Genomic DNA, 23448 nt, shown 5'->3' on the forward strand with positions numbered 1-23448 from the left:
ATAATATATCGCTAAATACAAGTAGTAATATTTATTATTCCCAATTTTTAGCATCTGACTTACCCAAAAATGAAGAGCATGAAATAAATAAATCTATAATTATAAAGCTAGGTAAAGACATTCAAAGTGGTAAAAATGTTTTATGGGAAATAGAAAATACGTTATCTACCATGAATACTAATACTGGTATCATCGGTACAATGGGAACTGGGAAAACCCAGTTCACGAAGTCCTTAATCACGCAGCTAACAAATAATGATGTAGGTAACTGTCAATTATCAATCCTTATATTTGATTATAAATCAGATTATATAGATGATGAATTTGTTAATATTAATAAGGGTAGAAAGTACAAACCTTATCGTTTGCCGTATAATCCACTGAGTTTATATGGTGAAATTCCTTTGTTACCAGTACATACGGCACGTGTTTTTTCAGAGACTCTTGGCAAAGCCTTTAATCTGGGTGTTAAGCAACAACTTAAATTACGTAAAGTTATCGCCGAAGCATACGAAATGAGAGGTGTTAATAAAGCTGATCAGTCGACATGGTCTAATCTACCACCTACTTTATATGATATATGGGCACTGTATTTAGAAAAAGATCCTGAACAAGATTCTCTTTATGCTGCTTTGGAAACTTTGGCCGATCTTGAAGTGTTTGAGCCTGATGCAACCAAATGTTTATCACTTTTCGATTTTATATCAAATGTGACTATTATTGAGCTTGCTCAATACCCTTCTCAGATTCAAAGTTTAGTCGTAGCCCTAACTTTAGATCAATTTTATTCTCAGATGCAGAAAAGCCCTAAACCACAAGTTAAAGAAAATTTTCGACGATTATCAAAAATGATTTTAGTTGATGAGGCTGATAATTTCATGTCAGAAAATTATGATAGTCTTCGTAAAATTCTTAAAGAGGGTAGAGAGTACGGAGTTGGTATGATTCTCTCGACTCAAGATATAACTCATTTCCAAACGGGAGATAATGACTATTCTAATTATATATTAACGTGGTTTGTACATAAGGTTTCAAAAATTAAGAATCAAGATATTAAAGCAATATTTAATGTTGGCGATAAAATTAGTCAGGATTCTTTGATGGGAAGCATTAATACTCTTGAGACTCATCATTGTTTGTATGTAGATGGTAAAAAAGACATCATTAAGCTTAATGATTATGCTTTTTGGATGTTATTAAATGAGTTGTGATTAATTACTGATAGAGGTGAATGTTAGTTCACCTCTGCTGTGAATGTATTTATATATTTAATGCTAATTCTAAGAGACTACGGTAGTTTCTTAAACTAGATATTCCATCTTCAACATGAGCAGCCCATGCTCTGACGAAATTTTTTTCATCTATTTCTGGATAAATCATTTTCAATATAAGTTCCGTAGTCTGAAGTGTTTCACCTAGCCAAGTTATCTTATCTAAGATTAAGGCACCATCAAGTTTTCGATTGTCTCTATCTGCAAGGAAACGAAAATCACCTTCGACTGAGCGGAAAAAAGCTAAACGAGCCGCTACATTAGGTGTTATTCCAGTATAACTTTTTAGTCTCTTGAGTTGTTCTTCCGTTTGTCGACTAAGTTGCATTCTATTCGGGAGCATTAAATCACCTCCTTAGTTAATTCCCAGAAGTATCCTGGTTTAAGTGCAGATGACTTTGTCCGAGCATTAAACACGATCTCATATGCATGAGAAATATCATCTCTAAGCTGATCAACAAAATATCTTTCATCCACTTCTGTATCCGTCGAAAGCAACACAACTTGGTGGCTTGCATAAGGGAAGTAATGATTAATTAGTTTATCTCTATGTTGAGAGTCTAAACGCCCCAGTGGAGTATCAATTATTACAGGCAAATCTCGTCCGGATGTCTTCGCAAGAGCTTCAAGAATCGCTATCGCGTAAATTTGCTTCTCTCCTGCAGAGAGTAATTTACGGTTTATAACTTTGTTGTTCTCATCCACCAGTTCAACATCAAAGGTTTCTGGGTTGATATGCGCATTCAGCTGCAAATCTTCTTTTCTGGCTAACTTGCGGTAAGCAATTTCGAAGTTAGCAGAAAGGGTTTTTACTCGCGCCTGAGTTAATAATTCACTGTAGCGATCAAGCAAGCTGATCGTCTCTTGCGCATTATTGAACGCACTATTAAAGCTATGCTGGTTGCGCGCTGCGTCGTGAGTCTTTTGAACCAGGCGAGCGCATTCAAGTTGCTGTTGTTTGGTACTTTTTGCTTCTTCAAGCAATGAGCGATACTCCTGCCGCTTAGCTTCACGTTGACGATCTAGCTCTCGGAGTCTTTCAAAAATATCCATCAGCTGATCATCTTCCGGCGCTCGGGCGATGTTTGCTGCAGCTTGCTCTAACTGTTCTTCTACTTCTGCCAGCTGGTTACGATAAAGATCGAAGCGTTGCCAGGCTTTCTTACTATCCTGTTCGATGGCCTGCTGAATCATCCCTGCTTCACGTTCAGATATGTCAAACAGCAATTCACCTTTTGGTTTATCAGCAAGATATGTTTTAAGGTTATCTTCTATAGCCTCAGCAGCAATTTTACCTGTGCTTCCTGAACGGAAGGATATGTCGCTTTTGAGTTGCGTAAGGAATTGATTCAATTCCTTCTCGAAGCTATTTGCCTGTTTTATTTGCGTCTCAGCACTAATCTGTTTTAACAAAAGGCCCAGAGTTTTTGGAGCTAAAGCATACGGTAGTGAACTATCACACTCATGGCGAAGCGCTTTTTCCAGGCGTTCTTTTTCTTTTAAAAGCGTCTCGACCTTCTGTTTCTCCTGGGTTTTTGTTTGAGCAAAAGCACCCCCTTGTGCATTTAATAGGGTCTCGTTCTGCACGATTTCTTTGGAGATCAGGTCAATACGCAATTTAACGAAATCAGCCTTTTCAAGTATTTGCTCTGTCTTGAAGGAAAATTCTTTAATCTGTTTCTCAAGTTCGAGCAACTTTTGCTGTTGAGATTCAGCCAGTTGACCAGATTGTTGGCGCTTAACGAAAATCGTTAAATCGTTCCGGAGCTTCTCAATTAGATCCAGACCCAGCAGGCGACGCACTGCCGTACGGAGAATGTTTCCCGATTCGTCCTCAGCAAGTTCCGCAATTTTTTCACCATCGAAGAAAAACAGGTCGGCAATGCCGTGGGGGATTAATTCATTTAAAAAACCCTGGCACTGATCATAGCCAAGTCCTTCAATGAGTTTGCCATCCTGCTGTAAGGACAGTTTGTCTCGCTTACCTTTTTGCCAGGTGCGGGTAACGGTAAATTCAGCCTCCTGACCACCTTTGTTGTATGTAAAAATAAGCTCGACTGAGGCCTCATCGGGCTGTTCACCCAAAGTTGAGCCGTTGTGTACCAGGGCACTAAGCTCTTCCACATACTCTCGCTGTTGAGTAGTTGAACCAAATGCAAGCCTTCCGTAAAGGGCCAGGCGGATAGCAGAAAGTATTGATGTTTTACCTGCGCCGTTTAACCCACCGAATAAAACGATAGGGCGGGGGTTATCGTCGTTCTGTCGTTTTTTAGGGGCCAGATCGATAACATGGGTTCCATTGAATACCCGATAATTACGCAGTACCAGCTGTTTAATTAACACGTTCTTTTTCCTCACTGGTAAGCAGGCTTGGCTCGCTGACTTCGGCAATTCTCCGCTGCAGTATCTGCAGTTCAGCTTCTATGCTTGCCACTTCTTCCTGATGAACATCACGCTCATTACGTTTCTGCAAAGCTTCCTGCTGTTGTTTTATCTCTTCAAGACTTCCCCAGTCTTGCTTGAGGATCGTCCCTAGTTTGTCGAAGATCCCCTGTCGGCGGCTAAGGCCTTCCATCGAAACTTCGAGCTCAATTAATTTCATCACCATTTCAGGGACAACATCAAACCCTTGTGCAATTTGCTCAAGAAGTTCGGCATCGCTGGCGTCGAAACGTGATTGATCGTCTATAACCCAGTCTAGATCCTTGCCATAAACATCACGATAAATACCCGGCAATGTGTCGTACCAGTCGGGTTCATTAGGATCCTTCAGCCATTGCTGACGTATGGCATGCAGCTCAGGTTCTGTGATTAATGTAATGGAGTGACCTTGCGCGTTCATATCACGCTCAATCGTCAGCAAATCCTTTAACCATTCCTGGCGATACTTAAGCCAGTAAGGGCCCGGCACATGTTTACGCTCAGCGGTAAGTTCTTCGCCATCCTTCGCATACTGATAGCTCACTTTACCTGTGCGTCGTTTATAGTTGCGGTAAGTATCTTTATTTACAGGATCGGTTGTGAAAGCCAGCAGGTCGCGGTATTTCAAAAGTGGCGACATCCACTCTTCACCGTTCTGTATTAAGCTTTCCATCGCTTTATCTTTTGTGACCACAGTGCATGTCCAGCAACCAAAGCGTGAGTTACCGCAGGAAGGCGTGCTGTCATCAATAACTAGCGGGCATTCACCCTGAGCTGAGGAATCCATATAAAGAGTCCACAGCGGGCGGTTATTGCCACCCCAAGGGCTTTCCCACTCATCTATGTCATCAGGTGCATATCTGAATGCACCACGAAGCAATTTCCATACATCTTCTACATCCCAAGTATCAATTGGGGTGTAAATAAATGCATTAGACAGGGTGGTATGACGCGCAAGGCGCGAGCCGTCAATCTTATGCTTTGCAATAACCTGAGCACGTGATGCACTTTCACTGCTGCGCGATCCAAGAACGACAATAACTTCCTCAAACTGGCTGACCTTATCTTTGATAAAGTCGCTTACCGGGTTGATTTTCATGCGTTCTGTACACCAACGGAAACTACGAGTAGGCGCTGGATAGCCTTTACCAAGCAGGTTTACCCAGAATGTCTCGTTGGTTTTTGGGGTTACAGCATGTTGTGTGATCGGTAAGCCGTCGCGCTTAGCGCCAGCTTCAATCTGGAGCATCGTTTTTTTAATGAGATCTACTACAACCGGCGTCTCTACGAGCGTGTCAGAGGAAACGACAAACACATCCTTCGTACGCATCTCCGGCGGAAGACCCATCAACGCCAGGTAAACAAGGGTAATAACTGCTGACGAGTCTTTACCGCCACTGTAGCCAATCACCCAAGGGCGTTTATCTGCGCAGTAGACACGCTGAACTTCTGAGACAAAATCGGCGAGAGTACGCCCAGCAAATTGCTCTTCGTTTATGAAATCTTCATAGTCGGCCAGATCATAGGCCTGAGTTAATGTACTCATGATACAACCATCTGAGCTTCAAGCTCTTGTTCTTCAGGAGAAAGGGGGAGTGACAGCGCAATTTTTAAAGCGTTGCATGTTAGCTGAATGGCGGTACCGGTTTTGCTCAATTTTCCATGCTGCATTGCGCGCTTAATCATCTCAGGATTGCTTTTACGCCAGTCAAAGGTTTTTAGCTTCGTCAGTTTTTCCTGCCAGTGATCAGGTTCTTCAGCCAGTAGTGAACGGCCCAGAAGGCCCAAAGCCTGCAAACCGATACCATGGGCATGCACATAATCCTGGCGGAGCTGTGCCGGAGATACTTCTTTGCGTGCAGCAAGCTGCCAGTCTGGCATGACTTTGAAAATAGCCTGCCAGTATAGCGTAGCGATATGCGTATTGTCCTCAATGCTGCCTACTTTAGGGTCTTTACCAAGCAGGGCGCGTGTTGCCTGTTTAATGCTACTTAGCGTAAACAGTTTATTGGAAAGCAAACTGATACTCGATTTCTCAAGTTCAGTAAGTCCAATAAAGGGCTCGATAGACATAGCAAGATAGCGAGCAAGGTTCGAGCTTACGTCGCGATGATCGTACAGCGCGGATAATGATGGGCTGGGGCGTATTGCGTATTTATTTAAGTCAGCAAACATCTGCTGACTACGCCTTAAACCTTCATCAACAAAGAACAATACGGGGATGTTGTCCTGCCCTAATTCAGGACGCTCCGAAAGGGCATCCTCGATAGCCTTACGGCGATGTTGACCATCATTGATCAGAATTTGCGCATCCATCGGTACGCGAAGCGTTCCAAGATTGTTGGAGTTTTCGAACTCGTCAAACTGTACATCGACCGCAATGGATGCAGTTAATGCAGAGAATACGTAATCTTTAGGGTTTTCAAGTAAGTAACGCACCATCTCTGGGATGCGTGATTTATTCAAGATACGCTGAGCGCGCAGCTCCGGCGGCACGTCTGTCTCATCGAAACTGAAGATCTTCGGAATGATGCGCATAGGGCAAGTGGCGATATAGAATGGCCGTCCAGCCTGGACGCCCCTCACTGCGGGGAAAGAGTAGCAATAATCTGCATCAAAGTTAGCCATGTTCTAGTCCCTGTTTTAAAGACGCAATTACGTTATATTTTACGTAAAAAATTTCTTAGAAAGAAATTTTTATGATGATAAAACACGAATTGTTAAAGATTTACGTATGATTTGACGTAACTCTTTGCTGTGCTTGATTCTTCTTCCATGTAAGCTTCGGTCCGCAGATTTAAAGGTACGACGTGGCCCTATGAGTTCAGGATTGATGCCAATTGATCCTGCAAAGAAGAATTTTACTTTGTGTCACGGTCTCTTAAGAGCGTTAATCGTTGTGTAGGCGCTGAGACCGAAGGTGGCAAGCGAAATCTTGTTTCTTTTTGAGAGCAGCTAAAACGCAAGCTTTGTACCAAACCATTCTTCATATCTCCTTGTGGGAAGTTGACTAACGAGACACTACGTTATTCGTAGCTTCTTTGGAATCTATAAAAACTACGTTTTACGTAGTTTTGCGAGGATGATCGAGAATTTTTGAAATTCTTACGTAAAAAACAATCTAGTGTTTTCACTACGTAAAACGTAGTATCTTCCTTGGACATTAACTACGATTATCGTAGTTATGAAAACATCTAGTTCCCACAATCAGCTCTTCAGTCGACGCCTCAAAGAGGTGCGCTTAGACATGGCGTTATCGCAAAAAAACCTGGGTATTTTGGCTGGCATAGATGAGTTTGCAGCGAGCGCGCGTATCAACCGCTACGAGAAAGGGGTTCACCAGGCAAGCATTGAAGTCGTCCGGCATCTCGCTAAAGTTCTCGAAGTGCCTGTAGCATACTTCTACACAGAAGATGATGAACTGGCCTCTTTAGTCCGTCTTTGGCCGAAATTGGACTCGGAGAAGAAAAAAAACATCCTTCAGCAGCTCTAAACAAAAAAGAGTGCTTCGCTGTACTTTCTCTTCTCGAAAGGCTTTGCAGTGATTTAGAACCAAAACCTTGCATTAGAATCTTGCTTCAGTTCGTCTGATTTCATTTCCTGAATCCTCCTCGCAAATTCCAAATTTAACCCACGCCAAAACGCTGTATTTATATTCAGCCCTGTATAATGAGCACCAGGAATTACGCCGAACGGCAAAAGAAGTATTGACGAATATTTAACGAAAAATTCGCGATATGAAGGTGCTGCAACACCCCCATACCGCTAACCACAACCAACTAGACAGGAGTTGAAAATGGCTGCGACGAATTTTAAGCCAGAGTTTACCGTTTGCAAAACACAATCAGACGCTTTCACCGGCATGATTGAAAACCGCGAGCTGGTACGCAAAAACAGCGCCCGCCGTTTACACGGCAACCAGCTCAACGCGGCGCCCGTCCATCCGCGCGCGGAAACGCCGCAGGACAGTGCCGCCTGCTGCGAACTCTATTCCCGCATAGATATGAAATACCTTCTTTTGGGCGGCGAGTGGTTAACCCGTGCGGGCTTTATCGACGGCATGCCCGTAAAAATCCGCGCCATGAAAGACTGCATTGTGATTACGCCCCAGCATACAAGAGAATTATGGGGATGCCTGGAAGGTATGAGCGTGGTGAATATCAATAAGCAGAAAGTCGCGCAGTGGTTAAAAACATTTCCGGGCGCGTTAAATGACACCGGCGATATTCCGGTAATTAAGCGTAACGCCTGATAAATATCCCGGCCCTGCGCCGGGATTATTATTTAAGCTGCGTTTTAAAACACCGGCACCCCCAGCCCCTCCTTCACCTCCCTCAACGTCGCCTGCGTCACCCCCTGCGCCCGTTCCGTTCCGCGCTTCAGCATCGCCATCAGCTCCCCCTTGTCCTGCATGTACATCGCCCGCCGCTCCCGCATCGGTGCAATCAGTTCCTGCAAACACGCCTCCAGCTCGTTCTTACACGCCCGGTCGCCCAGCCCGCCCGCCTGATAGTGCGCCTTCATCGCCGCCACTTTCTCCTTGTCCGGATGAAACGCGTCGAGGTACGTAAACACCACGTTCCCCTCAATCTGCCCCGGGTCGCTCACCTTCAGGTGGTTCGGGTCGGTGTACATGGCGCTGACGGCACGATGAATCGTCTCTTCGCTGGCCGACAGGTGCAGCGTGTTGCCCAGCGATTTCGACATCTTGGCGCTGCCGTCGATGCCGGGCAGGCGGCTGGTGTCGCTCAGCATCGCCTTGCAGTGGCGCAGCACCGGAGCAGGTAGCAGGCTGTTCATCTTGTGCACAATCTCGTTGGTCTGCTCAATCATCGGCAGTTGGTCGTCGCCGACGGGCACGCACTCGGCCTTAAACGCAGTGATGTCCGCCGCCTGGCTGATGGGGTAGGCCATAAACCCGACCGGCAGCGAGCGGGCGAAGCCCTTCTGCGCAATCTCGTTTTTCACCGTCGGGTTACGCTCCACGCGGGCGACGGTGACGATGTTCATATACAGCATCGTCAGCTCGGCGAGGGCGGGCAGGGCGGATTGCAGGCAGATCGTGGTCTGGTTCGGGTCGATGCCGGCGGCGAGGTAGTCGGCCAGCACTTCGGGGATGTTGTCGCGGATCTTCTGCGGGTTGCTGCCGTTGTCGGTCAGCCCCTGCAGGTCGGCAATCAGCACAAATTGATTGTGCGTCTGCTGGAGCGCCACGCGCTGGCGCAGCGATCCGACGAAGTGGCCGAGGTGCAGCGGGCCGGTTGGGCGGTCGCCGGTGAGGATGGTTTGCTTGTTCATAAAGACTCCTTAACGTTGTAATGCCGAAAGGGGTCTTAGATGTGTGAAAGCCGCCTTTCGGCGGCTATCTGAAAATGGGGAAAACTACTCCGTGCCGCCTTTAAGAAGGCAGCCACCAGCGGTTTACGGTGAGGACGGCGTGGTTTATGTTCATCTCTTTACCGTATCACGTCCGGCGCGAAAAACAAAAGGGCACGTCATGCTGCAATCTCTCAATCATCTGACCCTCGCGGTCAGCGACCTGCAAAAAAGCGTCACCTTCTGGCACGAGCTGCTGGGGCTGACCCTGCACGCCCGCTGGAATACCGGGGCCTATCTTACCTGCGGCGATCTGTGGGTCTGCCTGTCGTACGACGAGGCGCGCCAGTACGTGCCGCCGCAGGAGAGCGACTACACCCACTACGCGTTTACCGTGGCGGAAGAGGATTTTGAACCGTTCTCGCAAAGGCTGGAGCAGGCGGGCGTCACCGTCTGGAAGCAGAACAAAAGCGAGGGAGCGTCGTTCTATTTTATCGACCCGGACGGGCACAAGCTGGAGCTGCACGTGGGCAGCCTCGCCGCGCGGCTGGCGGCGTGTCGCGAGAAGCCCTATGCGGGCATGGTGTTTACCTCAGACGAGGCTTGAGGCGCGCACCTTCAGCCTGCCCGCCAGCGTCACGTGCGTGGCGGCATCTTCCTGATTGCACAGGTACTCCACCGCAAGCCGTCCCAGCTCGCTGTAGGGCAGCTGGATACTGGTCAGCGGCGGGGTGAGCTGCTCGGAGATCTTCTGGTCGTCGTAGCCCGCCAGCAGCATGTCCTGCGGGATGCGCACGCCGTTCACCGCCAGCGCCTGATAGCAGCCGATCGCCAGCCAGTCGCTGGCGCAGAAGATGGCGTCCGGGCGCTCGGCCAGTTCCAGCAGGGAGGTGGTGGCGGTAAAGGACTCGCTGAACTGCCAGTTGGTCTGGCGCACCAGGCCGTCGTCGCACGCGAGTCCGGCCTGCTGCAGCGCGGCCTGGTAGCCCGCCAGACGCTGGCGGGAGGCCTCCATCCAGCTCTCCCCGGTGATGTGGGCGATGCGCGTGGCCCCGCAGGCGATGAGGTGTCTGGTAACCTGGAAAGCGTTGGCGTAATCGTCTGGGATAAACGACGGCAGCAGCGGCGAGCCGGGGTCGCGCTGGTTGAGCAGTACCAGCGGGATGCGGGTGCAGTCCTGGAAGGCCGTCATGTCCACCAGCGTGGTGACCGGAGAGGCAAGGATAATCCCGATGCAGTTGCGCTTCTCCAGCTGGCGGATGATGTTCAGCGCCAGCTCGATGTCGTCGCCGTAGTCGTAGACGGTGAGCAGGGTCTCGTTGCGCCACGCCGCTTCCCGCGCCTGGCTGATGGCGTCGATAAACGGGTCGAAGCTCTGCAGCGAGCTGACCAGCAGGGCGATCTCTTCCTGGTTGCGCGGGGCGTGAACGGCGGGGAGGCGGTCGTAGCCGAGCTCGGTGGCGACGCCAATCACCCGCTGGCGGGTGTCGTCGCTGAGCTTGATGTTGCGGGACTGGTTAAGCACCAGCGATACCGTCGCCTGCGACACCCCGGCCGCCCGCGCAATATCGTTCATCGTCACTTTTGTTTTTCGCTTCATCCGTCCTCTCCCTTTCGCGAATTCGCATCATACCCTAACCGCACGCTTACGCGCCGTCGATCACGTTTCTCATTCATCGAAGCGCGAACTTTGTGAGGGGCATCGCTTTTCTTCGTGCGGGAAATTGCGCATTTATCCCGCAACTAATATTTATTAGCTAAATATTATCAGTAAGAGGACGCGTAATGAAAGAGCAGTGGAGCAGGGAGCAGGCACAGGCGTGGTATCAGCAGAAGGGCTGGCTGTGCGGGTTTAACTATCTGCCGTCGACGGCGGTGAACTGGACCGATATCTGGCAGGCAGAAACCTTCGACGCCGGGACGATTGACCGCGAGCTGGGCTGGGCGGCGGAGGCGGGCTATAACACCCTGCGCATCAACCTGCCGTTTATCGTCTGGGAGCACGACCGCGACGGGCTGATGGCGCGCATCGACCGCTTTTTGACGATTGCCGACGATCACGGGTTCAGCACCATGCTGACCCTGATGGACGACTGCGGCTTCTCCGGCGACGAGCCGTACCTCGGCCCGCAAAAGCCGCCGGTGCCGGGCAAGCACAACAGCCAGGCGGCGGCGAGTCCGGGGCGTGACAAGGTGTGCGATCCGGACTGCTGGGCAGACATTGAGCGCTATATCCGCGACGTTGTCCGCCAGTTCCGCGACGATAAGCGCGTGCTGTTGTGGGATCTCTACAACGAGCCGGGCAACCGCGGCATTTTCGCGACCGGCACGCAGGAGGTGCAGTACGACGCGAAGCTGGAGACCTGCGCTCACGAGTTGATGAAGCTGGCGTTCCAGTGGGTGCGTGAAGAAGATCCAACCCAGCCGCTTACCGTCTGCGCGTGGCACCTGCCGCCGGAAGAGGAGGGCGAGACGTTCTTCCAGCATCCGCTTGACCAGACCGCGCTGGCGCTCTCGGACGTGGTGAGCTTCCACGCCTACACCCACACCGGGCGCATGACGGCGATTATCCAGCAGCTGCAAAAGCTCGGACGACCGCTGTTCTGTACCGAATGGCTGGCGCGCCACGTGGGCAGCACCATCGAGGAGCAGCTTCCGCTGATGTACGCGGCGAAGGTCGCACCGTATCAGTGGGGGCTGGTGCGCGGCAAAACCCAGACGTGGCTGCCGTGGCCGGTGGTGATGAAGGAGTCCACGGACTATTGCCGCCTCTGGTTCCACGACGTGTTTGAGGAGAACGGCATTCCGTTCTCGCGCCGTGAAATCGCCTTGATGCAGCAGCTGCGCAAGATCGCCCCACAGGCGCAGGACTAATAATATCGACCCGGCGGACCACCGCCGGGCAACCAGGCAGGCATATAACAATGGCAACGACAATGAAAATACCGTCTCGCGAGCTGTGGTCTTATTTTGGTTATGGTTTAGGTCAGTGTTTTAGCTTTGGTTTAGTGGGTTCGTTTATTAACTATTTTTACACCGACGTGCTGGGGATCTCGGCGCTGGCGGCGAGCACCATCTTCCTGATTGCCCGCGCGTGGGACGCGGTTCACGATCCGCTGTTTGCCAGCATTATGGACACCATTAACAGCCGGTTCGGCAAGTTTCGCCACTTTTTGCTGATCGCCCCGCTGCTGATCACCGGTGTCACGCTGCTGTCGTTCTATAAAATCGAAGCGGACATGACCACCAAAATCCTCTACGCCGGGGTGACCTACATCCTGTGGGGGACGCTGTACGCCATCTCTGATATCCCGTTCTGGTCGATGTCGTCGGTAATGACCAACGACTCCGGGCAGCGCACCCGCGCGGTGACGGCGGCGATGCTCGGGGTGAACGCCGGGATTGCCTGCGCCAACATCTTCTTCCCGAAGCTGGCAGCCTATTTCGCCCAGTACAGCAATGACAAAGGCTACTTTATGGCGGCGCTGGTGATGATGCTGGTGGGCCTGCCGCTGATGCTTAACGGCTTTATGCAGATCAAAGAGCGCGTGCCGCCGAGCCCGGAAAAGGTGACCATCCGCGACACCTTCCACAACCTGCGTCAGAACAAGCCGCTGTTTATCGTCCTGCTGTCGTTCTTTTTCTGCGTGTTCCACAACGTGGCGGGCGGTCTGTATATCTACTTCTTTATCAACAACCTGGGCGACGGCAGCCTGCAGATGGCGATTGGCGTGATGGGGATTGTCGCGGCGGTGCTGTGCCTCGTCGCCCCGATGCTGACGCGCCGGATGCAGAAGCGGAAGCTGTTTATGATCCTCTGCGGGCTGGACGTGGCGGTGCGCGTGGTGATGTGGTTTGTGGGCTATCAGCAGGTGACGATGCTGTTTATTCTGCTCGGCCTGAGCACGCTGTTCGTGATGATGACTAACATCCTCACCTCGTCGATGATTGCCGACACCATCGAGTACGCGGAGTACCACACCCACAAGCGCTGCGCGGCGATCACTTTCTCCGGGCAGACCTTTACCGGCAAGATGTCGGTGGCGGTGGGCGGCGGGTTAATCGGCGTGTTTCTGACGATGATCGGCTACGTGCCGCAGGCGCAAATCCAGAGCGAGAGCGTACTGTCGGGGCTGTTCTTCGGGATTTGCCTGCTGCCGGCGATAGGCTCGCTGATCCGCATGGGTTTTATGTCGCGCTTTACCTTTACCGAGGAGAAGCACGCGGAAATTTGTCGGCTGCTGGCGGAGCGACGGCACGGCATGGAGCAGGATGAGGTCGGAAAAGGGGAGTTAACTCGTTCGGTTTCGGTCAATTAATATCAACAGACGCTTGTTAAGCAGGCGTCTGTTTCACTTGTTAAAGACTCAATGCTTTAGGGAGGCAGAGTGTCGATTTCTGGATGCTGGTTCCGATGGCAAAGGGGACGACCCACAGACGTAGCGCATGGCCCTGCGGATTATGAAGTTCAAAGGGATGGGGGAGAGCATCACGAAAACAGTCGTATTCAGGATAGATGAGTAACATATCGCCACGGCTATCGAGATATTTCACCCCGTAGGCCTGCATCTGATACAGATCATGTTGTGAAATATTAAAGCCAGGTTTATGAGGCTTAATCTTCTTCCATTTCGTATCGCAGATAACTGCAGAATGCGTCGTGTCGTTATGCGGGCGAAGCCAGATATCTGGTTTTAGCCTGAACATATTCTTCGTATGGTAGCGAGCCAGGCTGTGTGCTTTGGCCTGAGTATCAATCCGATAATGTCGATGATGGTGATGCCGCATCCATGCGGCAACGAAGGATTCAAAAACCGCTTCCATTGGAAAGAGTAGCGATATGGCATTAGCCTCCCCCTGCATACAGTGAGGAGACTCGCCCAGCAATATTAGTTTCGCCCAGTTTAGTGCCTGCTCATAGTGATGCATATGCCTGTCAAGGCGGACCTGACTAAAAGCATACGCGACATCTACCACGGACGGAATGGCCTCAAAGGTTGATCGTAACGACTGAAGTTGCCTGGCGAGTTCAGCGTTGCGGGTCAGGCGGGAGACATTATCAATAGCCGTTTTCAGTAGGCGGTTTTCGGGCCGATCGACGCTGTATTCGTCATATTCCACCTGAAAACGATCGCGCCGAACGCTGTTTTTAGTTATCTGCGCTGAAATCAGTAATTTGCCTTTCATCCAGGCCAGATTATCCTGCTGGCGAAGGTAGTCCCGTTTAAGACCCTGTTGGAGGATCGACTGAACGCTGCTGATAAATTGTTGAATAAAAATATCCATCAATGGCATACGCGAGGTCTGAATGCTGGCGGATGTCGTTGCAATATGTCGGAAGGTTTTCAGAGTACGCAGCATCATCATCAGCTGTTCACGTGCGTTATCATTGCCCGTTTTCGGTAACACTTCAATAAACGCACCGCCCGGGAGCGCAATTACGCCTACGTAGTTTTTGACCTGCAGTGCCTGAACCCGACCAACAGATCGAAGGGTAAGCAGCCGGCCGTCATACTCTGCGTTATCACTTAAACAGCGTTGTACAAGCCATTGAAAAAGCGTATCCGGCAGTGCGATCGCATGCTCGACGCGGCCCCGATCGTTCTGGCTAATCACATGACCATGCTCAAAAATCGTCCAGTAACGGCCGGGTGTCATTCCTCGCTCTCCTGGCGAATGGATGCTGGGGCGTATATCTGGCGGTACGCAAGCGGATCATTCCACACTGGTTTCGACTCGCTGGAAAGGTGATAGCTAATACCTGCTTCCTGCAAATCCTCAGCTGCATCAGCACCGAACAACCGCAGGAAGTTCCCTTCACTGTTTATCGATGAAACGAACTGTAAGCTATCGTCCTCTTTCTGGTTGTCTCCAAGAACCAGGCGAATTTTTTGCCAGTCGTTGTAGAAATACTCCTCCAATAACGGGAGGATTTTGTTTTTCATAATGCGTTTAAGTAGATCGAAGGCGGCGTCTTCGTCATGTTTAACCTGGATAACCGGCATGAAAAAGGCGTGCCCCAGCGTATGTTCATTGTCATACAACGCTTGGATCCTTGCGTTCAAAGTTTCCAGCAGGCGTTCAAGCTCAATTCCCTTGATCGTCGTGCCTGCCAGTAGGCTGGTGTCTGGTAACATCGGAACGAACTCAAAGCGGCGGCGTAAAGCGGTATCAAGCGCCGTCAGGGAGCGATCTGCGGTATTCATCGTACCGACAAGGTAGAGATTATTGGGAACACTAAACGATGTACCAGAATAGGGAAGTGAAACGCTGAGTTCCTCTGCTTCGCCTGCACGCTTAGAAGTTTCAATCAGCGTGATGAGCTCGCCGAAAATTTTAGAAATATTGCCGCGGTTAATTTCGTCGATAATCAACACGAAATTTTGCCGTTTACCGCCTGTTGACTGCGTAGGTGTGGCCGGAATCTCACTCTTTTCGACCAGATACGCGAGGATCCCTCGTACATAAGAAACGTTATGGATTTTGGCATTGTTATCCTGATACCAAGCGCGAATGTCCTTGAGGTACGCATTATAGCCCTGACCCAGATCCTCTTTTTTACTGTGCTCCGGGAAAATCCCAAAAGCGGTTTCACTTTTGTAGGTCACACGGAACGGATTGCCGTTGTGGGTGCGGAGCGTAATGCTCTCTCCTTCCGAAAGCCGCTCCTGTAACTGCACGAGTGCGTTATCCAAAGTCCGCAGCGCACCTGCGTTGCCAAAGGCGGCGTCATCACAAATTTGTTTAAAAATTCCCGGCTTGATGTCGTAACGTACGTTGCCGTCATCGGTAGTCTCTGCCCGCAATCCTTCGATAAACTCTTCGTAGCCGAAGCTCTGATGAAAAGTAATAAAGCGGATTCGGTTTTCACCCATCAGGCGGTCATAAATTTTCTTTAGCTCGCGTCGGCGTTCACTCTCTTCTTTTCCATCCAGTCGGGCATATGCCTGAGGCTCGCAGGCGCGCACGGCAATATCGATGGTTTTATAGGTTTTACCTGTACCTGGAGGTCCATAAAGGATGCGGTTTTTGGGGAGCTGAAGATCGTGGGGTTCGGAGCCTTGTTCGTCTTCATCATCACCCGTGCTGTCAGGCGTCACCAGGGTATCATTTTTCTCAAGGATGAAATGTGCGTACAGATGCCAGAGCGACATATTTAGCGTGATGGAATCAATCTCAGATCCGATGGCCTGGTTTAATGCCTCTTTAAGCTCCATGTTGAGGTCAAACCAATCGCCCTCGCCAGACAGGCCCAAATCAAAGCGGTTGTTACAGTAGTTGTAGATCCGGAAAAATGCGTCAGTGTTGACGATATTGCTTATATGCTCTGGATACATAACGGCAAACGCACGATGACAAAGAGCCCAGTATACTTTTTTCAGGATCTTTTGGTCTTTGAGCGCCTTGAGTTGTCCAATCACCTGTTCATAGTTGGTACGTGTACATTCTCTAGACATCTGGCGAGAAAGCTCGCGTAGCTCCTCTATTGCGCCGTTAAATTCATTTATCGACATACCGCCTTGCTTGACACTGGCGACTCCATTGGAGCGATTGTACCAAAGCTCATAAAGCGTCTCGTCTGAGAAGTTGGGGCGTTCATTCTGAACTTGTTGACGGAGCGCGCGAAAAGACGGTCCCCACTCGGGGCTATAAGTATCGTTATTGGCCGTGTGAGAGGTGAAAAATGAGAGTACGTCGGTATGTTCCTGAACCATTACCTGCTCCAGAGCGAAAAGAGGAGAATATTTTCGTCATCTTATAAGAATTATCTGTGAAGCGTCACTGCCTGTTCAGGGGGGAATGAACGGGAATAGCTGACGCCTTCTGGCGTCAGCCCCGGGAACTTACAGCGACTTCACAAACGCCAGCAGATCTTCGTTGAGCTGGTCCTGGTGGGTCAGCGCGAAGCCGTGCGGCGCGTTGTCGTACACCTTCAGCGTGGCGTTTTTGATCATCTCTGCCGCCAGCTTGCCGGTGCTTTCAAACGGCACGATCTGGTCGTTGCTGCCGTGGATCACCAGCGTCGGCACATCGATTTTCGCCATATCCGGGCGGAAGTCGGTTTCGCCGAAGGCGGTCACGCAGTCGATGGTACCCTTCAGGGAGGCCAGCAGGGCGATGTTCAGCGTCTGCGTCAGGGCACCGGCGGAAACGGTCTGTCCGGCGTTGGTGCCGTAGAACGGGGTGGCGAAGTCGCTGATGAACTGGGCGCGATCTTTACGCAGTCCGTCGCGAATGCCGTCGAACACGCTCTGATCCACACCCTGCGGGAAGGTGCCGGATTTGCCGAAGATCGGCGTGACCGCGCCCAGCAGCGCCAGACCGGCCACACGCGCGCTGCCGTAGTTGTTGATGTAGCGGGTCACGTCGCCGCCGCCCATGGAGAAGCCCACCAGCGTCACGTCCTGCAGGTCCAGGGTGGTGATCAGGTCGTTGATGTCGGACGCAAAGGTGTCGTAGTCGTAACCGTTCCACGGCTGATCCGAGCGGCCAAAGCCGCGACGGTCAAAGGCGATGGCGCGGAAGCCGCGCTCGGCCAGGTAGTTCAGCTGGCTGTCCCACATGTCGCCGTCCAGCGGCCAGCCGTGGCTGAAGAGAACCGGTTTGCCCGCGCCGCCTTCTTTGTAGTAAATCTGCGTGCCGTCTTTTGCCTTAAACGTTGCCATAGTGTGTTCCTGTGCAGGTGATGGTTAGGGTTATACCGGCGCGACCAGATAACGAATTGCCGGTGATGTTGTGCCCTGATGAAAAGCCAGAACGCGGCTCTGCAGCAGGAGGTCATTCATGGTGTGGCGCTCCTGCTGGCGCAGATGCTCAATCCACGAGCCCATCAGGAAGGTCTCGATAAACAGGCCGGGGCGCTCGATATCCTCGTATACCGCCCAGCTCATCGCCCCGGCGCGGCGTCGCACCCGGCGCAGCTCGTGCACTGCCTGCAAAAACGCTTTCGCGTTGTGCGGGTCGATGATGTACTCGTGCGAGACCAGCACCGGGCCGCGCTCGTTCGGCAGGTCGATCTCCACGCCGTCCAGCGGCTGGCCGCTCAGGTCGAGGTTCAATTCCGGGTCTTTCTCCAGCTTCCAGCGGAACACGGTGGCGCTTGCCAGCACCATCCCCAGCGTGGCGACAACCAGCGCGGTCGGGGTGCCGAACCGGGAGGCAATCTGCCCCCAGATGGCGCTGCCCGTGGTCATCGAGCCGAAGAAGACCGTCAGGTAGACCGCCAGCGCGCGGGCCTTCACCCAGCGGGCGGCGCTGCGCTGCGCGCCGAGGTTCAGCGTCGAGAGCACCGCAATCCACGCGAAGCCGGTGAAGAACTCAAACAGGTTGAGCAGCCAGACGTGGCGCACAAACGCCAGCGCCAGCATGGTGAGGGCAAAGACCAGACTCGCGGCCACCATCAGGCGGTCAGCGTTCAGCCGCTGGCGCAGGCGCGGCAGCAGGATGGCCCCGGCAATCGCCCCCAGTCCAATGCACGCCAGCATCACGCCGTAGCCCGCCGGGCCCAGGCCCAGCTCGCGGCGCGCCACCAGCGGCAGCAGCGCCCAGCCTGCGCTGCCGAAAACGAAGAAGGCCACCGTACGCACCAGCACGTTGCGCAGCACCGGGGCGGCGTGCACGTAGCGGATGCCTGTGCGCACCGCAGAGAAGAAGTGCTCCGGCGGCAGACGCTGAATGGACGGGGCCGGACGCCAGCGCCACAGTACCCACGCCACGCCCACCACGGACAGCGCGTTCAGGGCAAACACCATCCACGGCCCGGCGAGCGACAGCAGGAAACCACCCAGGGCGGGGCCAATCGCCCGGCTGATGTTCACCCCGAGCGAGTTCAGCGCCACGGCGGCGCCCAGCTCCGGCTTGCTCACCAGATCGGGCACCACGGCCTGGAACGGCGGCGAGCTCATCGCCGCCCCCACGCTCAGCAGAAACGTCGCCACCAGCAGCACGGTTGGGGTGACGTGTCCGGTGAAGGAGAGCACCGTCAGCCCGGCGGCGGCGATGAACACCCACAGCTGGGAGAAGAGCAGGTATTTACGCCGGTCAACGATGTCCGCCATCACCCCGGACGGCAGGGCGAAGAGGAACATCGGCAGGCTGCTGGCCGCCTGCACCAGCGCGATATCCAGCGGGTCGGCGCTCAGGGTCAGCATGCTCCAGTTGATGCCGACGTCGCTCATCCATGAGCCGACGTTAGAGACCACCGTGGCGATCCACAGCATGCGGAACACCGGCTGGCTCAGCGGCTGCCAGGGTGAAACCGTCGGTGCGGGCGTCGTCTCGACGTGTGCGTCGCGAACGTCGTTAACCTGGGTCATGCGAACCTCTCCGTTGCCTTACGCTGCAGCCGCCACTGGCCCGGCCCGGTGAGGGCGAGAGTGGTGAAGATAATCAGCAGCAGCCAGCCAAATTGCCCTTCGGCAATCGACCAGTTCGGGTGGACCGCCAGCATCGCCACCAGCAGCACGGCGATAATCGGCAGGCACGCCAGGCGGGTGTAGACGCCCGCAATGATCAACAGCGGGCAGATCACCTCGGCGACAATCGCCGGGATCAGGCTGGCGTAAGGCCCGAAGCCGAACGGATCTTCAATGCGCGTCAGCTCTTCGCTGAAGTGCAGCACCTTCGGCAGGCCGTGCACGTACAGCAGCAGCAGGCTGCCGGTCAGGCGCAGGAAGAACAGCCCCAGGTCGATCCGGGGCGGCATAGTGGTGTTTTTCATCAGAATGCAAAGCAGCTGCAGCCCAGCGCCCCCCAGAAAGCGTTATCGTCGGACACCGGCATCGCTGACGTGCGGGCGAAGTCATGCTGGTGGCTGTGAACCCCGCACGGCCCGCTGCAGTGGTGGACGGCGCTCATACCCACGCGTGCGGCCTGCGGCGGCGCGCTGCGGTAGTGGCCCGGCACCTTGACCACCGGGGACCACTCGGGCAGGACCGGGATGGCCGGCGGCGCGAGCGGGCCAAAGCTGCCCGCGGCGTAGACGATGTCGCCGTTGACCACCGTGAGAACGGACTCGATGCCCTTGATCTCCTCTTCCGGCACGCGGAAGTAGTCTTTGCTCAGCACCGCCAGGTCGGCAAGCTGGCCGACTTTAATCTGCCCCTTCTGGTTCTGCTCGCTGGAGAACCACGCGCTGCCCTGGGTCCAGAGCATCAGGGCCGTATCGCGGTCCAGACGGGCGCTGTGATCGTACATCTGCATCCCGCCGACGGTGCGGCCGGAGACCAGCCAGTAGAGCGCTGTCCACGGGTTGTAGCTCGCCACGCGGGTGGCGTCCGTTCCCAGGCCCACCGGCACGCCGGTCTCGAGCATTTTCGCCACCGGCGGCGTATGGCGGGTGGCTTCGATGCCGTAACGCTCGGCAAAGTATTCCCCCTGGAAGGCCATGCGGTGCTGGACGGCAATGCCGCCGCCGAGCGCTTTGATGCGGTCGATGTTGGCCTGTGACACAGTTTCCGCATGGTCGAAGAACCAGTGCAGGCCGTTGAACGGAATGTCGCGGTTCACCTTCTCGAAGACGTCCAGCATGCGGCTGATGGATTCGTTATAAGTGGCGTGCAGGCGGAACGGCCAGCGGTGCTCCACCAGATGGCGTACCACGCGCTCCAGCTCGTCCTCCATGCCCGGCGCGAGATCCGGGCGCGGCTCGAGGAAATCTTCAAAATCGGCGGCGGAGAAGACCAGCATCTCGCCCGCGCCGTTGTGGCGGAAGAAGTCGCTGCCCTGGCCCGGCGTGAGCATGTCGGTCCATTTTTCAAAGTCTTCCAGCTCGTGGCCCGGGCGCTGGGTAAAGAGGTTGTAGGCGATGCGGATGGTCATCTGCTTTTTCTCGTGCAGCTCGGCGATCACCTCGTAATCTTCCGGGTAGTTCTGGAAGCCGCCGCCCGCGTCGATGGCGCTGGTCAGCCCCAGACGGTTAAGCTCGCGCATGAACTGACGCGTGGAGTTGACCTGCTGCTCCAGCGGCAGCTTCGGCCCTTTGGCCAGCGTGGCGTAGAGGATCATGGCGTTCGGACGGGCAATCAGCATCCCGGTCGGGTTGCCGTTGGCGTCGCGCTGGATCTCCCCGCCCGGCGGGTTTGGCGTGTCTTTGGTGTAGCCGACCACCTTCAGCGCGGCGCGGTTGAGCAGGGCGCGGTCGTACAGGTGCAGGATGAAGACCGGGGTATCCGGCGCGGCGTCGTTAATTTCGTCGAGGGTCGGCATGCGGCGCTCGGCAAACTGGAACTCGGTCCAGCCGCCCACCACGCGCACCCACTGCGGCGACGGGGTGCGCAGCGCCTGCTCTTTCAGCATCCGCAGGGCGTCGGCCAGGGAGGGCACGCCTTCCCAGCGCAGCTCGAGGTTGTAGTTCAGCCCGCCGCGGATCAGGTGCAGGTGCGAGTCGTTCAGGCCGGGGATGGCGGTGTGGCCTTTTAAGTCGACCACTTTGGTGCCGTCGCCGTGGTGCTGCATCACCTCGGCGACGGTACCCACTTCCAGAAATTTTCCGTCGCGCACGGCAACGGCTTCCGCGACAGGATTCTCGCGATCGACGGTGTGAAACTGGCCGTTAACCAGAATGAGATCGGCTTTACCTGGGGTATCCATAACTGCTCCTGACTGAGAGGGGAATGGTCAGGATTATGGGAACCGGTTTCGGCAAAGATCCAGTTATACAATAGGATAGGTATACCAAAGTATAACTATACCTAAGGTTAACTATACGAAGAGATAATTACGCGCGGAGAAGGAAAACCGCAGGATGAGGGTGACTTTATCGTCGCGGCGCTCGCGGCGATTTCTACCCTTAACCACTGGAAAATGCTATGACCTCTTCAAAGCTCGAAGTGTTAACCCCTGCGAACTGTCAGATCATCTTTATCGATCACCAGCCACAGATGGCGTTTGGCGTGCAGTCGATTGACCGCCAGGTGCTAAAAAACAACACCGTGGCGCTGGCGAAAGCGGCTAAGGTGTTCAACATCCCGACCATCATCACCACCGTAGAGACCGAAAGCTTCTCCGGCAATACCTATCCTGAGCTGCTGGACGTGTTCCCGGGTCAGGACATTCTGGAGCGTACCTCCATGAACTCCTGGGACGACCAGAAGGTGCGCGATGCGCTGAAGTCCAACGGCAAGAAGAAGGTCGTGGTGGCCGGTCTGTGGACCGAAGTGTGCAACAACAGCTTTGCCCTGTGCGCGATGCTGGAAGGCGACTACGAAATTTATATGGTGGCGGACGCGTCCGGCGGTACCTCCAAAGAAGCCCACGACTACGCGATGCAGCGCATGATCCAGGCGGGCGTGATCCCGGTGACCTGGCAGCAGGTGATGCTGGAGTGGCAGCGCGACTGGGCGCGTAAAGAGACCTACACCGCGGTAATGGACATCGTGCGCGAGCATTCCGGCGCGTACGGCATGGGCGTGGATTACGCCTACACCATGGTGCACAAAGCGCCGTCTCGCCAGAAGAGCGAGCACCGCACCTTAGCGCCGGTCCCGGCTCGCTAAGTCCCGTCGGCGGGCTGGTCCCTCATCCGGCTCGCCGCTGCCTCTTTCTCTGGAGTTCACGATGAGTACTGGGCTGATATCCCTTGCGGCAGGCGTGTTGATTGGCCTGATGTATGCCGTGCTGAAGGTGCGCTCCCCCGCGCCGCCCGCGCTGGCGCTGATTGGTCTGCTGGGGATGCTGGCGGGTGAACAGGCGACGCGCCATCTCTTATCCCGCGACGGCGCCCCACCTCCTCAGGTGACCGTTCCGCAGGCGGCATCGCAGACGGGAGCGTCATCATGAAAGCATGGATAATTTCGCTGGTGTGCGGCGTGGTTGCTGGGGTAATTTACGCTCTGCTCGACGTCCATTCCCCGGCACCGCCGGTTGTCGCCCTGCTTGGCCTGTTCGGCATGCTGGTGGGCGAACAGCTCATCCCGGTGGGACGACGTTTACTGAGTCGCGAACCGCTCACCCTCGCCTGGTTTCGTCACGAATGCGTACCGAAAATCAGCGGCACGGCGCCCCCTGCGCCCGCGAAGGACCCTCGCGACGTTAAATGACTGGTTAGAGGAATAACAGCATGACGCTGCCGTGGCGCATTGCCATCATTGATGACGAACGTTCCGTCCGCAGCGGGTTGAGTAATCTCCTGGAGTCGGAAGGCTATTCAACCGACACGTTTGATTCGGCAGAGGTATTTCTGAGCCATCCGCTTGCCCTGTCCGGCGCGGCGCTAGTGATCACCGATATCAAGCTCCGGGGTATGAGCGGCCTTGAGCTATTTGACAAGCTGCGGCTGCTGGCCGTACCGCCTCCGCCCGTGCTCTTTATCTCCGGTCATGCTGATGAAAATATGCAGCGGTACGCTCTCGGTCTGGGCGCCGCTGCTTTTTTGCGTAAGCCGATTAACATCGATATTCTGCTGGATCATATTCAGCGGGAGCTGGCCCGCCGACAATAA

22 protein-coding genes are annotated in these 23448 nt (G+C 53.8%); 10 read left to right on the forward strand and 12 right to left on the reverse strand.

Translation table 11 applies throughout. The annotated features are described in order from the left end of the window. Positions 1-1211 (forward strand): ATP-binding protein (locus ACMWJS_RS13130; RefSeq protein WP_414747167.1); only part of this gene is annotated, 1211 nt, incomplete at its 5' end. Between the two features lie 49 nt (positions 1212-1260). On the opposite strand, the gene dndE is transcribed toward ACMWJS_RS13130, so the two are convergent. Genes dndE through dndB form a run of 4 tightly spaced genes read right to left on the reverse strand, consistent with a single transcriptional unit; the run spans position 1261 to position 6320 of the window. After that, positions 1261-1614, reverse strand: a complete 354-nt coding sequence (gene dndE, locus ACMWJS_RS13135) for a DNA sulfur modification protein DndE (RefSeq protein ID WP_414747168.1) — start codon at positions 1612-1614, stop codon at positions 1261-1263. Next, positions 1614-3614, reverse strand: a complete 2001-nt coding sequence (dndD, locus tag ACMWJS_RS13140; RefSeq protein ID WP_414747169.1) for a DNA sulfur modification protein DndD — start codon at positions 3612-3614, stop codon at positions 1614-1616. Before dndD ends, dndE begins: the two co-directional genes overlap by 1 nt. After that, positions 3604-5238 carry a DNA phosphorothioation system sulfurtransferase DndC gene (gene dndC, locus ACMWJS_RS13145; RefSeq protein WP_248228007.1) on the reverse strand — a complete coding sequence of 545 codons (1635 nt, stop codon included), beginning with the start codon at positions 5236-5238 and terminating at the stop codon, positions 3604-3606. The genes dndD and dndC overlap by 11 nt, the downstream gene beginning before the upstream one ends. After that, positions 5235-6320: a DNA sulfur modification protein DndB gene (gene dndB / locus ACMWJS_RS13150; protein ID WP_414747170.1), complete on the reverse strand. Its 1086-nt coding sequence runs from the start codon at positions 6318-6320 to the stop codon at positions 5235-5237. The genes dndC and dndB overlap by 4 nt, the downstream gene beginning before the upstream one ends. A 556-nt stretch (positions 6321-6876) precedes the next feature. On the opposite strand from dndB, the gene ACMWJS_RS13155 reads away from it, so the two are divergent. Further along, positions 6877-7185: a helix-turn-helix domain-containing protein gene (locus tag ACMWJS_RS13155; RefSeq protein ID WP_024908750.1), complete on the forward strand. Its 309-nt coding sequence runs from the start codon at positions 6877-6879 to the stop codon at positions 7183-7185. A 303-nt stretch (positions 7186-7488) separates the two neighbouring features. After that, complete coding sequence (locus tag ACMWJS_RS13160; RefSeq protein ID WP_232945768.1) at positions 7489-7944, forward strand: SymE family type I addiction module toxin; 456 nt, start codon at positions 7489-7491, stop codon at positions 7942-7944. 44 nt (positions 7945-7988) lie between these two features. Here ACMWJS_RS13160 and trpS read toward each other — a convergent pair whose 3' ends face one another. Further along, complete coding sequence (trpS, locus tag ACMWJS_RS13165; protein ID WP_414747171.1) at positions 7989-8990, reverse strand: tryptophan--tRNA ligase; 1002 nt, start codon at positions 8988-8990, stop codon at positions 7989-7991. Between the two features lie 199 nt (positions 8991-9189). On the opposite strand from trpS, the gene fosA reads away from it, so the two are divergent. Next, a complete protein-coding gene (gene fosA / locus ACMWJS_RS13170) occupies positions 9190-9615 on the forward strand; it encodes a FosA/FosA2 family fosfomycin resistance glutathione transferase (RefSeq protein ID WP_414747172.1) in 426 nt (141 codons plus the stop codon). On the opposite strand, the gene ACMWJS_RS13175 is transcribed toward fosA, so the two are convergent. Then, positions 9601-10608 carry a LacI family DNA-binding transcriptional regulator gene (locus ACMWJS_RS13175; protein ID WP_414747173.1) on the reverse strand — a complete coding sequence of 336 codons (1008 nt, stop codon included), beginning with the start codon at positions 10606-10608 and terminating at the stop codon, positions 9601-9603. The genes fosA and ACMWJS_RS13175 overlap by 15 nt on opposite strands. A 185-nt stretch (positions 10609-10793) precedes the next feature. Here ACMWJS_RS13175 and ACMWJS_RS13180 point away from each other — a divergent pair, with 185 nt between their 5' ends. After that, a complete protein-coding gene (locus ACMWJS_RS13180; RefSeq protein ID WP_414747174.1) occupies positions 10794-11882 on the forward strand; it encodes a cellulase family glycosylhydrolase in 1089 nt (362 codons plus the stop codon). 50 nt (positions 11883-11932) lie between these two features. Further along, a complete protein-coding gene (locus tag ACMWJS_RS13185; RefSeq protein WP_414747175.1) occupies positions 11933-13327 on the forward strand; it encodes an MFS transporter in 1395 nt (464 codons plus the stop codon). A gap of 40 nt (positions 13328-13367) precedes the next feature. Here the strand turns inward: ACMWJS_RS13185 and ACMWJS_RS13190 are convergent, their stop codons facing one another. The 6 genes from ACMWJS_RS13190 to ACMWJS_RS13215 form a co-directional block, all read right to left on the reverse strand. Then, entirely contained in the window at positions 13368-14666 is a 1299-nt protein-coding gene (locus ACMWJS_RS13190; RefSeq protein ID WP_414747176.1) for an McrC family protein, read from the reverse strand. Then, positions 14663-16723 carry an McrB family protein gene (locus ACMWJS_RS13195; protein ID WP_414747177.1) on the reverse strand — a complete coding sequence of 687 codons (2061 nt, stop codon included), beginning with the start codon at positions 16721-16723 and terminating at the stop codon, positions 14663-14665. The genes ACMWJS_RS13190 and ACMWJS_RS13195 overlap by 4 nt, the downstream gene beginning before the upstream one ends. 129 nt (positions 16724-16852) lie before the next feature. After that, entirely contained in the window at positions 16853-17674 is an 822-nt protein-coding gene (locus ACMWJS_RS13200) for an alpha/beta fold hydrolase (protein ID WP_167214157.1), read from the reverse strand. A gap of 30 nt (positions 17675-17704) precedes the next feature. Then, the gene (locus ACMWJS_RS13205) at positions 17705-19324 is read right to left on the reverse strand and encodes an MFS transporter (RefSeq protein ID WP_414747178.1); all 1620 of its coding nucleotides are present in this window, start codon (positions 19322-19324) and stop codon (positions 17705-17707) included. Continuing rightward, a complete protein-coding gene (locus ACMWJS_RS13210; protein ID WP_032649971.1) occupies positions 19321-19728 on the reverse strand; it encodes a DoxX family protein in 408 nt (135 codons plus the stop codon). The genes ACMWJS_RS13205 and ACMWJS_RS13210 overlap by 4 nt, the downstream gene beginning before the upstream one ends. After that, a complete protein-coding gene (locus ACMWJS_RS13215; RefSeq protein WP_414747179.1) occupies positions 19728-21599 on the reverse strand; it encodes an amidohydrolase in 1872 nt (623 codons plus the stop codon). The genes ACMWJS_RS13210 and ACMWJS_RS13215 overlap by 1 nt, the downstream gene beginning before the upstream one ends. Positions 21600-21817: 218 nt before the next feature. Here ACMWJS_RS13215 and ACMWJS_RS13220 point away from each other — a divergent pair, with 218 nt between their 5' ends. From ACMWJS_RS13220 to ACMWJS_RS13235, 4 genes are all read left to right on the forward strand, one after another. Further along, complete coding sequence (locus tag ACMWJS_RS13220; RefSeq protein WP_302224642.1) at positions 21818-22504, forward strand: hydrolase; 687 nt, start codon at positions 21818-21820, stop codon at positions 22502-22504. A 61-nt stretch (positions 22505-22565) separates the two neighbouring features. Continuing rightward, positions 22566-22787, forward strand: a complete 222-nt coding sequence (locus ACMWJS_RS13225; protein WP_024909508.1) for a DUF1427 family protein — start codon at positions 22566-22568, stop codon at positions 22785-22787. Further along, the gene (locus tag ACMWJS_RS13230; RefSeq protein WP_024909507.1) at positions 22784-23047 is read left to right on the forward strand and encodes a XapX domain-containing protein; all 264 of its coding nucleotides are present in this window, start codon (positions 22784-22786) and stop codon (positions 23045-23047) included. Before ACMWJS_RS13225 ends, ACMWJS_RS13230 begins: the two co-directional genes overlap by 4 nt. A gap of 20 nt (positions 23048-23067) precedes the next feature. Next, the gene (locus ACMWJS_RS13235) at positions 23068-23448 is read left to right on the forward strand and encodes a response regulator transcription factor (RefSeq protein ID WP_008501346.1); all 381 of its coding nucleotides are present in this window, start codon (positions 23068-23070) and stop codon (positions 23446-23448) included.

Origin of the sequence: Enterobacter sp. HK-058-C-ECC, assembly GCF_047531125.1 — a bacterium.
GTDB classification, from domain to species: domain Bacteria; phylum Pseudomonadota; class Gammaproteobacteria; order Enterobacterales; family Enterobacteriaceae; genus Enterobacter; species Enterobacter quasiroggenkampii.